The following is a 14,108-nucleotide window of genomic DNA, read 5'->3' on the forward strand; positions in this document are numbered from 1 at the left end:
TCTTCTCCTGCGGAAACTATTCCGTACCTGAGAACATCGACGGCGAGCTGAGCCTAGATGTGCTTCATGCTGAGTTGTCCGATCGCGACATCGCGACGCTTCCCGACATCGATCCGACCTTGGTGTCACGGGCGAACTTGAGTGGTAGCCCTGGCTGGGCGCACGGTGGAGTCCGCTGGCTTCTCGCCTCCGCACCGTTCGGCAAGCTTGACGGGCTTTCGTGGCCCCAAAAGAGCCCGACCAAGCAGCGAGTCGCACAGCAACCCAGCACGTACGCCGATCAGCCCACGCTGTTTGACCACTTCACGGCAGACGAACAGGCTGGACTCGCCACTGCGGTGTCCGAACCCCAACTCGATCTGCGCACCCTCGTTGTAGCTCACTCACTGGAAGCTGACCATGGCAACCGCGAGTTGACGATCGGTCAGCCCCGCTTGAACGCCGGGGGCGGTTCGGCCTGGTATTGGCGCCACGACCTACTGCAGCTGCCGCCGGATGACGGTGGTCGACTCCGCCCGACTAAGCCTGCGCCGACAGGTCCTGAGGATGCACCTGACGCTCCCGTCCGTCTGCGCCGTCCCGCGGCCGAACACCACGATCTCCGGAAGGACGCCTGAGAGTGAGCGATACCGATCGCACGGCCTCGGCCGCCGTCTTCTTTGATGGCGCACGCCTAACCCTGGCACGTAATCTAGCCGGTCTTCGTAAGAGCCAGCTTGCATCATTAGTCAATAAGAGCCCGACCGCCGTATCCGCATGGGAAACTGGAGCCAAGCGCCCAACGGCGGCCACCGTGGCTCAGCTTGCGCTCGGCCTATCTGTAAACCCCGGATTCTTCGCTGCGCGACCGAACGACATCGCGAAAGTCAGCGCACTGCCGCATTTCCGCTCGCTGAGATCAACTAGCCAACTTGCACGAGATCAGGCATTCGCCTACGGACAGGTGGCTCTCGACATTTCCGAATCGATTGAGCGCCACGTCGAGTTCCCGGGGATAGATATTCCAAGCTCGCCAGTAAACACTGACGAACTTGACAATGATTCACCGGAAGAGGCGGCCCGAGAGCTGAGAAGCGCATGGGGTATGGACGCTGGCTCCGTTGGACACCTTGTTCGCGCCCTAGAAAATCACGGGGTGCTCGTTGTTTTCAGTCCTGAGCAAGCTGCTTCAGTTGACGCATATTCCTTCGACAGCAGGCTGCGGCCGGTCGTGGTGTTGAACCCCGTTAAGCGAGACTACTATCGGCAGCGCTTCGATGTCGCCCACGAACTTGGACACCTCGTCATGCACGCAGACGCCGAACCAGGCGGCCGCATTGTCGAGGAACAGGCACACCGCTTCGCATCAGAACTCCTCATGCCAGCTGCGGAGATTGCAGACGAACTACCGTCGGCGATGAACCGGGCTGCGTGGGTAGCCCTCGGTAAACTTAAAGAGCACTGGGGCGTGAGCATCCAGGCCCTTCTCTTCAGGGCACGTCGACTTGGTCGACTGAACGATGTTTCCTACCGCAACGCGATGATGACGCTGTCGTCACGAGGATGGCGACGCAGTGAGCCCGGCCTCATCACGACAATAGAGCACCCCTCCCTTCTGCCACGCTCTATCGAGCTCCTCAGACAAGAGGGCGTTGTCGAACACGATCTCGTCGAACAGTGCCGTGTGCCGACCGAGCTCTTCCGAACGGTGACGGCAAGGACTCCGCTTCCATCCGAGGAAGCCTTGGACTCTCAAACGGCGCAGAAAACGAGCGACGGGCGCAAGGTCGTCTCACTACTACCACGATTGAACCAGGCGAGCCCTCAAGCTCGTGATCAGTAAGGGAGAACCCAAATGGGCAAGCCGAACAAGCGCCTCGTGCAGGCTCGTGACGACGGAAAGTGGGAGGTGCGCAAACCTGGTGCCAAGCGGGCAAGTGCTATCACCCCTACGCAATCCGATGGGATCAAACGCGGCCGCGAGATTCTCAGTGGTGATGGGGTGGCGAGCTCCAAGTCCGGTCGCGGCGAGGGACGATCCGTGAGCAAGACACTATCGCTCCAGGTAACGATCCTCGGTCTTCTAAGGGATAAGAGATGCTGACCAATACCGAAATAGCAGCCCTTTTCCAGGAGACGCCGGCTGCAATCAGAGGCAACCAATCGCTCCGTGAACCTCAGCAAGAAGGTTGGACCTCTGCGATGGAGTTCTTCAACGGAGGAGGTCAACGTGCTATCGAGCAAAATCCTGTGGGATGCGGAAAGACTGGGCTGATCTCGGTCTTACCATTTGGGATTGCGAGGGGCCGGGTGCTTGTCATAGCGCCCAACCTGACGATCCGCGATCAGATCGCAGAGGCCGTCAACGTCTCCAGCTCGGACAACTTCTACCGCAGAGCAGGTGTGCTGGCCGACATGAGCGCCGGCCCTTTCCGTGCGGTTCTGGACGCCGATGCCAACCTCAGCGATTGCGACGACGCACACATCGTGGTCACCAATATTCACCAGCTAGCTGAACGTGCAGATCGATGGCTACCTCATTTCTCCGAAGATTATTTCGACCTGATCATCGTCGACGAGGGGCATCACAATGCTGCGCCAAGTTGGCAGAACGTCTTTGCGAGATTCCCGTCGGCACGCGTTCTCAGCCTTACCGCTACACCGTTCCGCGCTGATGAACAGCCCGTCGAGGGTGAGCCGATCTACCAGTACACTTTTCGAGATGCGATGCAGTGCGGCTATATCAAGGAGATGACGTCGTCGAACGTTGCGCCGAGCGAGTTGTACTTCACGTATCGTGGCGATGAATACCAGCACACCCTCTCGGAAGTTATGGAGATGCGTGAGAACGACTGGTACTCCAAGGGTGTTGCCCTTGCACCACAGAGCAACATCTCTATCGTTGACCATTCGATACAGTGGCTTCGCCATCTCCAAGAAGGTGGCCTACCGCATCAACTGATTGCTGTCGCCTGCTCGGTCGACCACGCCAGACAGATTCGTGGCCTCTACCAGGAGCGAGGCATCAATACACGAGAAATTCATAGTGGACAAAACGCAGATGAACGCGAAGAAGTCCTCCGGGAACTGCGAAACGGCACCCTTGATGCGATCGTCCAAGTTCAAATGCTCGGTGAGGGATTCGATCACCCGCGCTTGTCTGTTGCGGCAGTGTTCCGTCCTTTCCGTTCGCTTAGTCCATATATTCAGTTCGTCGGGCGTGCAATGAGAGTAAACGTGCAGAACGCTCCAGGGCATGCGGACAACCAAGGAGTCATCGTCTCACATGTCGGGTTGAACATTGATCGGTTCTGGGATGACTTCAAGTCAATTGACCGCGGTGATCAAGAGCTGATTCACGACTGGCTCGAATCTGATGAGATAGTACCCGGTGGCGACAGCGACTCTACGGGGCGCCGTCGTCGCCTTGCTCACGACATGGACGTCACTCAAGAGATCATTGATCGGTTTCTCGCAGACCCCTACTTGGACCCGGCTGACGACACGCTGATCGACAACGCAATGAACGTCCTCCGTGAACAAGGTCTAGACCTTGAGAGCTTGGGCCTCGACCGAAGCGAGCTTCAACGACGCCTTGGGCAGGCGCGTCACCGTCCCGTTCCAGACACTCCGGAGCGCATCCCAGTCCAGCCTCAGGCACACCGCCAGATGTTGCGTCGGCGACTCAATGAGCAAACTCGGTCGGCGGCCAATCGCATCTGTGATGCGCTCGGACAGCGTGCCGCAGGACGCCGCATCGCACTCCTTGGAGGAACCGGCGCACAGAATAATTTGGCCGCGGTGATTGTACTCATGAATCGTGCGGTGAACACTGAATTGGGGATCGAAAACAACGAGCGTCGCGATCAGAACACTCAGGCGCTTGAGCGAGCAATCTCCATGCTGGATGACATCGCCGATGTCGTTCAAAACGAGCTTGAAGGGAAGCTCGCTGATGCCAGCGACTAGATCAGTGTTGTTGAAGTTGTCCGTGAGGACTGCTGAGCGGCTATCGCGATGTTCTCGAAACAAGAACCACGAAATCATGAAGGGCAATACGAGATTCGTCGTGAAGGAGCCGGGCCCAGGAACGCCGGAGAAGGGGTACTGTGCTGAATGTGGAGCGGCGATGCTGCGGAAGGCAGCTGCTGACGTTGCTGTTCTTCAGGAAGAGTTGCGATCGCTTGAACCAAATGATTAGAACTGGCAGCGTGCCAACGTTATTGCCAGTTCTGAAGCTCAAGATCATCCTCATAGATGAGCGACACCGAGCGGATCCTTAAGCTTCACATGGCACGCCGCCCACGAGGGCGGATGGTTCCGCCGCAGGCGACCACCGCGGCACGCACAGCCTCATCACCGACACCGAGCCGAGCGGCGACCTCGACGAGCGTCATCCCATCCGTATAGAGGCGAGTCGCCTCCTGCGCGTCTCGCTCCGAGAGCGAACGTCGACGCGGGCTGATCTTGGCCTTCGCGGCTATCTCGCGCACCGTTGAACGATGCACACCGAACCGTTCCGCCAGCAGCCTCACCGGGACACCCGAGGCATAGCCATCGAGCAGTTCAGCGCGAGTCGAGGCGTTCAAACGGGTTTGACTCTGCGTCGAATTTTCCGTGACCGGGCCCCGCTCATCTATGATCGGACCACGCACTCGCGCCGGTCTCGACGGCCTCGACCCCCTAAGAACGCGGTGAATCAGCGTCCGCAGAGGCTTGCGGGGGTTTGAGAAGCACCCAGCCAGGTCCACCGACCTGACAGAGTCGATGGATCAGATTCATCGACACCGACGAGACCGCGAGCCTCGGCAGCGGTGGGGTCGTGGGTGCCGAACACATTGGGGGCACGATGACTCATCTCGAGTGCTGTGGGCACATTTCACGCCGTACCCTGCTCGCGGCAGGCGCGGGGCGGGGCTGCTGGGGGTGGCAGGATCGTCACCTGTCTCGGCGACAACCGGTGACTCCAAGTTGCCGAACAAGGGCGACTCCCGGTACTCGGTGAGTCACTACTCCATCGGTGACACCGTTCGCACCGGCGCCAGCGGCACACATGCCCGGGTCTACGGAGCGACGACGATGACGTGTCGTGCCGAGGTCGCGACGACATCACTCCTCATCGACTTCGCGCTCGTACCGAAGAGCGTCACCGTGAACGGTGTGAGCAAGCCGTTCAAGGCGGCCGGAACGCGGTATCAGTGGTCGATCACGGGCGTTTCTCTGGCGAAGGGGCAGTCGTTCACGCTCCAGGTCAGGTACGACGACATCCCCTGGAACCGGGTTCTCCTCAACCGAGGCACCCGTGGCGTCATCGAGAACGGCACCGTGACGACGTTCTCCGGTGAGCCCGAGGTGGCCGTGTTCTGGTACCCGAGCAACGATCGCATCGACAACAAGGCCACGTACGCGATCAGCATCTCGACGCAGAAGGCCAACCAGATCATCGCCTACGGCGCGCCTGCCCCGCACACCTTCGGCGACGGCAGCATGGTCAACACGCGCATCGTCATTCCGGAGCGGGTCTCGTCCTACAACCCCGGGCTCACCGTCGGGCCGGGTCTCGCCGTGAAGCGCGGCAAGCTCACCGCGGCAGGCGTGAGCGTCCCGTACCTGTACGCGGGCATGGCGAGCGTCCCGGCCAACCTCGTCACCCACACCGCGAAGTCGCTCGACTACTTCGCCCGGTTGTACGGCCCGTACCCGTTCTCGCAGTCCGGTGGGCTGACGCTGACGAATTTCCCCGTCGGTGGCCAGGAGCAGGTCGGTCTCGTCCAGTACAAGCGTTCGCTCGTCGACGGGTCTCCGAGCTTCATCGCGCACGAGAACGCGCACATGTGGTTCGGCAACTCCGTGACGGCCAAGGACTGGCGTGACGTCATGTTCATCCACGAAGGTCTCGCCGTCCTGCTGCAGAACGACTACGCACGTCACGCGGGCATCGCGGGGGCCTACACGCCCGTGAAGTCGACGCTCGCGGGAAGCAGTGGGCCGGAGTACCTCGCGACGAGCCGCTACAACTACGTCTACGGTGCGCAACGCGCCATCCGCTACGCCATGGACCGCTCGTACCTGCGCGAGAACGCGCCGCGTCACACGGCGTTCCTCAAGGAGCTCGCCACGACGTATCGCCACGCGAACATCACCCGTGGGCAGTTCAAGGCGCTGGCGCAGAAGCACTCGCCCGTCAGCCTCGCGTCGGTGTGGGCGGACTACGGAATCAGCGGTTAGCTCGGGTCGGGGGCGCGCTCGTTCAACCCGCAGGCACGATCAGTCGTCCGCGGGGGAGCGCTCTGCCCACGTTTGCGGTCGCAGGTCGAGTCGGCGAAGCAGCTGTGCGTTGAGCGCCACGACGACCGTCGAGGCAGACATGAGGACGGCGCCGACGCTCATCGGCAACACGAACCCGACGGGTGCGAGCACGCCCGCGGCCAGTGGCACCGACACGAGGTTGTACCCGGCGGCCCACCAGAGGTTCTGCTTCATCTTGCGGTACGTCGCGCGCGACAGCTCGATGACCGAGAGCACCGAACGCGGGTCGGAACTCGCGAGCACGACGCCCGCCGACCCGATCGCCACGTCCGTTCCCGCGCCGATCGCGATGCCGACATCGGCCTGCGCGAGAGCCGGTGCGTCGTTGACGCCGTCGCCGACCATGGCCACCTTCCGCCCCTCGCCCTGGAGCTCGGTGACCTTCGCGGCCTTGTCCTCGGGGCGCACGCCGGCGAAGACGCGGTCGATGCCGAGCTCGTCCGCCACGTGGTGCGCGACGGCCTCCGCGTCTCCGGTGATCATGACGACCTGCGCGCCTCGAGCGTGAAGGGCATCGATCGCGTCGCGGGATTCCGGACGCACGGCGTCGGCCAACTTCAGTGCGCCGATGATCTCGCCGTCTGCGAGGACGTGGAGGATGATCGCGCCCTCGGTACGCCACTCGTCGGCGACGGGCAGCTCGCGGGCGCCCTTCTGTTCGAGGAGGTGCGGCCCACCCACCTCGACAACGGTGCCGTCGATGTCCGCGCGCACTCCGACGGCCGGTGACGAGGTGAAGTCGCCGCCGCGCGGAACGTCGAGCCCGCGTTCGTCGGCCGCTGCGACGATGGCCCGCGCGAGGGGGTGCTCGCTGTCCGCCTCGGCCGCGGCGGCCAGCCGCAGCACGTCGTCCTCGCTGCGGCCCTCGACCGCTTCCACGCCCGTGACGGTCGGTTCACCCTTCGTCAGCGTGCCGGTCTTGTCGAACAGCACGGTGTCGACGGTGCGCATCGACTCGAGCGCCCGGCGATCGGTGACGAGCACGCCGGCGCGCGCCGCGCGCTCCGTCGCGATCGAGATGACGAGCGGGATGGCGAGGCCCAGAGCGTGCGGGCACGCGATGACGAGCACCGTGATGGTGCGGATGACGGCCTCGTTGGGACGGTCGGCGACGAACCACACGATCGCCGTGAGAACGGCCGCGCCGAGGGCGTACCAAAACAGCCACGCGGCGGCCTTGTCCGCGAGCAGCTGAGCGCGCGACGAGGAGTTCTGCGCCTCGCTCACGAGCTTGCTGATGCCGGCGAGGGCCGTGTCGTCGCCCGTTGCCGTGATCTCCACGCGCAGACCGGAATCGGTGGCCACGGTGCCCGCGACGACGGTGTCGCCCTTCGCGCGCCGCACCGCGCGGGACTCGCCAGTGACCATCGACTCGTCCATCGACGCGCTGCCGTCGACGATGCGCCCGTCCGCAGGCACCGAAGCGCCGGGGCGGACGATGACGACGTCACCGACGACGAGGTCGTCGGGGGAGACCGTGACGACGCGGTCGCCGTCGACCTTCTCGGCCTCATCGGGCAGCAGTGCGGCGAGGGAGTCGAGTGCCGAGGACGTCTGCGCCAGCGAGCGCATCTCCACCCAATGGCCGAGCAGCATGATGACGACGAGGAGCGCGAGTTCCCACCAGAACGACAGCTCGTCGTCGAGAACGCCGAGGCTGGCACCCCAGGACGAGACGAACGCGACGGTGATCGCGAGCGCGATGAGCAGCATCATGCCGGGCTTGCGCGAACGCACCTCGCTCACGCCGCCGGTGAGGAACGGCTTGCCGCCCCAGACGTACATGACGGTGCCGAGCACCGGTGCAATCGCGCGCGTCCAGCCCGATTCGGGCAGCGAGTAACCCACGAGGTGGGCGAACATCGGGTCGAACGCGATGACGGGGATCGCGACGACGCTCATGATCGCGAACAGGCGCCGGAACATCGTGACGTGGTCGCCGTGGCCCGCGTGGCCTCCGTGCCCTGAGTGGTCGCCGTGTCCTGCGTGATCGTTGTGGCCAGATGTCTCGGGTTCCATTCACTCCTCCTCACGAGCTACACCGCCCCGCACCCCTGCGCCGGGCGGAGCTGCATTCCTCACTCGCGTCAACTTATACCCCATGGGGGTATATTCCGAGAAGGTGAAGCCACGACGCACCAACGAAAGATCCCCCGGCCGAATCGGAGCCAGGGGATCTCACGCAATGCACATCACTCGATGACGCGGATGAGCTTCTTGTTGAGGAACTCCTCGATGGCGTAGCGGCCGAGTTCACGGCCGAAGCCGGAGCGCTTCACGCCGCCGAAGGGCAGTTCTACGCCGTCGGCACCGACGCCGTTGACGAAGACCATGCCGACCTCGAGCTGATTGGCGATGCGCTCGGCCTGCTCGGAGTCCGTGGTGAAGACGTACGAGCCGAGGCCGAACGGGGTGTCGTTCGCGAGTTCGACGGCCTCCTCCTCGGAGCCGACCTTGAAGACCATGGCGACCGGGCCGAACAGCTCCTGGTAGTAGGCCGGGTTGTCCTTCGTGACGCCCGTGAGGACACCTGCGGGGTAGTAGGCGCCGTTCGCGTCGACGTCGTCGTTCTCGGAACCGACGAAGGTGGCGCCGCCACTGACGGCCTCGTCGACCTGGGAGGCGAGGTTGTCGCGCGCCGCGACGGACGACAGCGGGGAGGCGCCCGAGGTCTCCTTCATCTTCTCGGTGAAGGCGGTGACGAACTCGTCGTAGAGGCCGTCGGCGACGATGAAGCGCTTACCGGCGTTGCACGCCTGGCCGGTGTTGTAGGCGCGCGCCTCGACGGCGGCCTGGACCGTGGCGTCCATGTCGTCGGTGCTGAGGAGGATGAACGGGTCGGAGCCGCCGAGCTCGAGCACGACCTTCTTGAGGTTGCGTCCGGCGATCTCGGCGACGGCGGAGCCAGCGCGCTCGGAACCGGTGAGCGAGACGCCCTGGATGCGCGGGTCGGCGATGATGTCGGCGCACTGCTCGTTCGTGGCGTTGAGGTTGACGTAGGCACCCTCGGGGAACCCGGCCTCGGAGAAGATCTCCGCGATCGCGGCTGCCGACTCGGGGCACTGCGGAGCGTGCTTGAGGATGATCGTGTTGCCCGCCACGAGGTTCGGGCCCGCGAAACGGGCCACCTGGTAGTAGGGGAAGTTCCACGGCATGATGCCCAGCAGCGGGCCGATGGGGAAGCGGCGGATGAGGGCGCTGCCCTCGCCGTCGAGAAGGTCGATCGGCTCGTCCTTGAGGAACTCGGTGCCGTTGTCCGCGTAGTAGCCGAGAATGGCGGCCGAGAACTCGACCTCCTCGACGCACTCGGCCGTCGGCTTGCCCATCTCGCGCTCGATGATGGCGGCGAGCTCGTCGGTGCGCTCGGAGAACAGCTCGGAGGCGCGCTTCATGAGCGCAGCGCGGTCGGCGACGCTCGTGGTGCGCGACCAGCTCTTGTACGCGGACGACACGGCGTCCAGGGCGCGCGAGACGTCGGACGCGTCGGCGGTGGGGTAGGTCTCGACGACGTTGCCGTCATGCGGGTCGGTGACGGCGTACTGCGAGGCGCTCATGATTCTCCTCGGTGGGGGATGTGATCAGTCTCAGTCTGGTGGGTGAGGCGGCCTCGATCGGCTCTCGCGCTCACCCATTTCTACCGGGTTGCCCCGCCGCCGGTGGATGAAACGACGGCGGGGCAGGTGCAGATCGGCCGGGGCGGCGTGCGTCAGCGGAACGCGGGCAGACCGGTGAGTGCCTGGCCGACGACGAGCGTGTGCATCTCGACGGTGCCCTCGTAGGTGAGGACCGACTCGAGGTTGTTCGCGTGCCGGATGACCGGGTACTCCAGGGAGATGCCGTTCGCGCCGAGGATGGTGCGCGCGGTGCGGCAGATCTCCATGGCCTCGCGCACGTTGTTGAGCTTGCCGAGGCTGATCTGCTCCGGACGCACGGTGCCCGCGTCCTTGCGGCGCCCCAGGTGCAGGGCGAGCAGCACACCCTTGACGTACTCGAGCTCCATGTCGGCCAGCTTGGCCTGCGTCAGCTGGAAGCCGCCGATCGGCTTGCCGAACTGCTCGCGTTCCTTCGAGTAGTCGATCGCCGCTTCGAGCGACGAACGAGCCGCGCCCATGGCGCCCCAGACGATGCCGTAGCGGGCCTCGTTGAGGCAGGAGAGGGGGCCCGTGAGGCCGATGACCTCGGGGAAGAACGCGTCCGCGGGCAGACGCACACCGTCGAGGACGAGGTCGCTCGTCACGGACGCGCGCAGCGACATCTTGTGCTTGATCGTGTTCGCGGAGAAGCCGGGGGTGTCGGTCGGCACCACGAAGCCGCGGATGCCCTCGTCGGTCTGCGCCCACACGACGGCGACATCGGCGACAGAGCCGTTCGTGATCCACATCTTGCGGCCGTCGAGCACCCAGTCGTCGCCGTCACGACGGGCGCGCGTGCGCATCGACGCGGGGTCGGAGCCGTGGTCGGGCTCGGTCAGGCCGAAGCAGCCGATGGCCTCGCCGGCGGCCGTGTTCGGCAGCCACTGCTGCTTCTGCTCCTCGCTGCCCCAGCGGTGGATCGCGAACATCGCGAGGGAGTCCTGGACGGAGACGAGCGAACGGATGCCGGAGTCCGACGCCTCGAGCTCGAGGCAGCCCAGGCCGTAGGCGGTGGCGCTCATGCCGGGGCAGTCGTAGCCCTCGAGGTGCATGCCGAGGAAGCCGTTGCGGCCGAACTCGCGTGCCAGTTCGCGCACGTCCGTGAGCTCACCCGCTTCGAACCACTCCGCGACATACGGGTCGACCGTCGTTTCGCAGACGGTGCGAACCGTCGCGCGGATCGCCTTCTACTCGTCGCTCAGCAGGTCGTCGATGCCTGCCAGATCGCGCGGGTTGAGCGGGGGCATCTTCGTGGCAGTGGACATCAGGCTTCCTTTTCGTCGTGGTCGTCGTTCGTGCGCTGGGGCAGGTCGGGTGGTGGCGTCGCAGGTTGGGTCCTGCTGCGCGAGTAGGTGATCGGGTGTCGAATCTGGCGCGGGTGTTCCGGGCCGAGGTCGAGCGTCGGCTCGAGGCCGAGGCGCTCGGCCAGGTCGATCGCCGACGCGATGTCGCCGAAGACGCCGGCCGGAACCCCGACCTCGCCGAGGCGGGCAGACCACTCGTCGGCCGACGCGGCGGCCAGCGCGGCCTCCAACTCGCGGACGAGGTCGTCACGGTGGGCAACGCGCTCGGGGTTCGTGGCGAACCGCTCGTCGGTTGCCAACTGCGGCACGCCGAGCACCTCGGTGAGCCGGGCGAACTGCCCGTCGTTGCCGCAGGCGACAGCGAGCGGGCCGTCGCCGGTTTGCAGGAGTTCGTACGGCGCGATGGAGGGGTGCGCGTTGCCCATGCGCGCCGGGCTGCGGCCCGTCGCGAGGTAGGACGACGACTGGTTGACGAGCGAGCCGAGCAGGCTCGTGAGCAGCGTCACCTCCAGGTGCTGGCCGCGACCGCTGCGGCTGCGCTCGTTGAGCGCCGCGAGGATGCCGATGACGGCGTCCTTGCCGGTGAGCACGTCGACGAGGGCCACGCCGACCTTCATGGGCTCGCCCTCGGCGTCGCCCGTGATGCTCATGAGGCCGCCGACGGCCTGGACGAGGAAGTCGTACCCGGCCATCGAGGCGCCTTCGCCCGAGCCGAAGCCGGTGATGGAGCAGTAGACGAGCCCCGGGTTGGCTTCGGCAAGATCCTCGTAGCCGAGGCCGAGGCGCGCCATCGTGCCGGACTTGAGGTTCTCGACGACGACGTCCGCCTCCGCGGCGATCTCGCGAGCGACGGCGAGGTCCTCGGGGTCCTTGAGATCCAGGCCGATGGAGCGCTTGGTGCGATTGACGCTCTCGAAGTAGGAGGAGCTGTGCGTCGTCCACGGCGGACCCCAGTGGCGGGTGTCGTCGCCGACACCGGGGCGTTCGATCTTGAGCACCTGGGCGCCGAGGTCGGCCAGCGTCATCGTCGTCAAGGGGCCGGCGAGAACGCGGCTGAAGTCGGCGACCTTTATGCCGTCGAGCGGCGTGCCGCTCGAGCTCGGGGTGGCGGGGAAGTGTTCGTTCATCAGTTCATCCGTCCGTTGATCCGTCGCGGCAGGCCCCAGGGGTTGTCGTGGCGCAGGGCCGGAGGAAGCGCGCTGTCGGGCAGGTTCTGGAAGGTGACCGGCCGTGTGAAGCGGTCGAGGGCAGCGGCGCCCACGGACGTCGATGCCGGGGCGCTCGTCGCGGGCCAAGGTCCGCCGTGCTGCTGTGCCCACGTCCACGCGACGCCGGTGGGCCAGTCGTCGACCGTCACGCGGCCCACGGATCGGGCGAGGAGCGCTACGAGGTCCGCCGTCTCCGGGTCGTGCGGGCCGCTGCTCGCCACGGTGGCGACGAGGCTGCCCTGCAGCTGCGCGAGCAGGCTTTCGAGGTGGGCGCGGTCGGTGTACTCGACGACGAGGCCAACGGGGCCGAAGCACTCCTCGGCGAAGACGCTCTCGCGGGTGAACAGCTCGGCGGGAACGTGCACGACGGTGGGCGCGGCGGACCACCCGGCGCTCGCGCCGGAGCCCGTCCCGATGACCTGGCCGCCGGCGGCCTCGTAGGCCTCGACACCACGCGAGACCCCAGCGGCCATCGCTGCCGTGAGCATGGGGTGAACCTGCGTGGCGGACACCGCAGCGCCGAGCGCGTCCGCCAGGCCGGCGCCCTCCGGTGCGAGGAGGAGGCCAGGCTTGGTGCAGAACTGGCCGGCCCCGAGCGTCATCGACGAGACGAAGCCTGTGGCCACGCGCCCGGGTTCCGCTGCGGCATCCGTCGTCACGACGACGGGGTTGACGGTGCCCATCTCGGCGAAGACGGGAATGACCTCGCGACGCTCGTTGGCCAGTCGCCACAGGGCGAGGCCGCCGTTCTGCGAACCGGTGAACCCGACGGCACGAACGTGGGGATCGAGCACGAGCTGCTTGCCGGCCTCGAAGCCGACGACGACGTCGAACACGCCTGCGGCCGCGCCGGCTGACGCAAGGGCGGACGTGGCGATCTCACCGAGTCGCACACTGAGCATGGGGTGGGCGGGGTGCGCCTTCGCGACGACAGGGCAACCTGCTGCGAGGGCCGATGCGGTGTCGTTGCCCAGGACGCCGAAAGCGAACGGGAAGTTGCTCGCGCCGAAGACCGCGACGGGCCCGAGGGGCACTTGAACGCGGGCGAGGCTGGACGAGCCGTCGCCGGCCTCGTCGAGGGTGGCGCGCAGCCACGAACCTTCGGCGCACACGTCGGCGTAGAAGCGCAGCTGGGACGCGAGGCGCGCGACCTCGCTCTTGAGGCGGGTCTCGCCGAGCCCGGTCTCGCGGTCGGCGAGCCACACGAGCTCGGCTGCGGAGGCGTCGACGGCGTCGGCCACGGCTCGCAACATCTCACGCCGCTCGGCGGGGGAGGTTTGCGCGAAGCGCTCCGCGACAGCCCCGGCAGCGGTGACGACCTGCTCCACCTGCGCGGCCGAGGTGTGGGCGATCGCGCCGTTGGTACCCCCGGTGCGCGGGTCGAAGCTCGCGTCGCTCGCGGCGGATGCTCCTGCTTCGAGACGGGCGGTGTGACGCGCCCCGCCCGGCGATCCGGGAAGGTCGAACTGAGTCATGCTGACGTCCTTCGTTGCCTGAGTGAGCCGCAACGGCCTTGCCTGCCACGGTATGCAGGGCCGGCTGCGCATGTAACTGGACGAGTTGGCGTGTCCGGACGTTCTTGTTCGACACAATGGATACTCGCGATGGCGCCCGAGGGGAGGAGCCCGATGAAACTCACGCTGCGCGCCCTGCTCGGGCGGGACGAGCTGCGTCTG

Annotated in this window: 10 protein-coding genes and 1 pseudogene; 5 read left to right on the forward strand and 6 right to left on the reverse strand. The window is 65.7% G+C overall.

The window, feature by feature from the left end; all coding sequences use genetic code 11:
* From EVU97_RS14980 to EVU97_RS10045, 4 genes are all read left to right on the forward strand, one after another.
* Window positions 1-617, forward strand: a 617-nt coding sequence (locus tag EVU97_RS14980; RefSeq protein WP_165357935.1) for a hypothetical protein, incomplete at its 5' end; no start/stop codon positions are given.
* 2 nt (window positions 618-619) lie between these two features.
* Complete coding sequence (locus EVU97_RS10035) at window positions 620-1,822, forward strand: XRE family transcriptional regulator (RefSeq protein ID WP_165357936.1); 1,203 nt, start codon at window positions 620-622, stop codon at window positions 1,820-1,822.
* A gap of 12 nt (window positions 1,823-1,834) precedes the next feature.
* Entirely contained in the window at window positions 1,835-2,083 is a 249-nt protein-coding gene (locus tag EVU97_RS15440) for a DUF2188 domain-containing protein (protein ID WP_083669149.1), read from the forward strand.
* The gene (locus tag EVU97_RS10045; protein ID WP_129665504.1) at window positions 2,077-3,948 is read left to right on the forward strand and encodes a DEAD/DEAH box helicase; all 1,872 of its coding nucleotides are present in this window, start codon (window positions 2,077-2,079) and stop codon (window positions 3,946-3,948) included. Before EVU97_RS15440 ends, EVU97_RS10045 begins: the two co-directional genes overlap by 7 nt.
* A 317-nt stretch (window positions 3,949-4,265) precedes the next feature.
* Here the strand turns inward: EVU97_RS10045 and EVU97_RS10050 are convergent, their stop codons facing one another.
* Entirely contained in the window at window positions 4,266-4,472 is a 207-nt protein-coding gene (locus EVU97_RS10050; protein ID WP_240730196.1) for a helix-turn-helix domain-containing protein, read from the reverse strand.
* A gap of 433 nt (window positions 4,473-4,905) precedes the next feature.
* Here EVU97_RS10050 and EVU97_RS10055 point away from each other — a divergent pair, with 433 nt between their 5' ends.
* Window positions 4,906-6,207, forward strand: a complete 1,302-nt coding sequence (locus tag EVU97_RS10055; protein WP_165357937.1) for a M1 family metallopeptidase — start codon at window positions 4,906-4,908, stop codon at window positions 6,205-6,207.
* Between the two features lie 39 nt (window positions 6,208-6,246).
* On the opposite strand, the gene EVU97_RS10060 is transcribed toward EVU97_RS10055, so the two are convergent.
* The 5 genes and pseudogenes from EVU97_RS10060 to EVU97_RS10080 all read right to left on the reverse strand — a co-directional run bounded on the left by EVU97_RS10060 (window position 6,247) and on the right by EVU97_RS10080 (window position 13,907).
* On the reverse strand, window positions 6,247-8,307 hold the full coding sequence (locus EVU97_RS10060; protein WP_129665508.1) for a heavy metal translocating P-type ATPase: 2,061 nt from the start codon (window positions 8,305-8,307) through the stop codon (window positions 6,247-6,249).
* 173 nt (window positions 8,308-8,480) lie between these two features.
* Complete coding sequence (locus tag EVU97_RS10065; RefSeq protein WP_129665510.1) at window positions 8,481-9,842, reverse strand: NAD-dependent succinate-semialdehyde dehydrogenase; 1,362 nt, start codon at window positions 9,840-9,842, stop codon at window positions 8,481-8,483.
* 152 nt (window positions 9,843-9,994) lie between these two features.
* Window positions 9,995-11,185 (reverse strand): annotated as a pseudogene (locus EVU97_RS10070) (acyl-CoA dehydrogenase family protein).
* Window positions 11,185-12,351, reverse strand: coding sequence for a CaiB/BaiF CoA-transferase family protein (locus EVU97_RS10075; protein ID WP_129665512.1), 1,167 nt, complete (start codon window positions 12,349-12,351; stop codon window positions 11,185-11,187). The pseudogene EVU97_RS10070 and the gene EVU97_RS10075 overlap by 1 nt, the downstream one beginning before the upstream one ends.
* Window positions 12,351-13,907 (reverse strand): aldehyde dehydrogenase family protein, encoded by a 1,557-nt coding sequence (locus EVU97_RS10080; protein WP_129665514.1) that lies wholly within the window; start codon window positions 13,905-13,907, stop codon window positions 12,351-12,353. Before EVU97_RS10080 ends, EVU97_RS10075 begins: the two co-directional genes overlap by 1 nt.
* Window positions 13,908-14,108: the final 201 nt, after the last annotated feature.

The organism is Dermacoccus sp. 147Ba (assembly GCF_004151355.1).
GTDB classification, from domain to species: Bacteria; Actinomycetota; Actinomycetes; order Actinomycetales; family Dermatophilaceae; genus Dermacoccus; species Dermacoccus abyssi.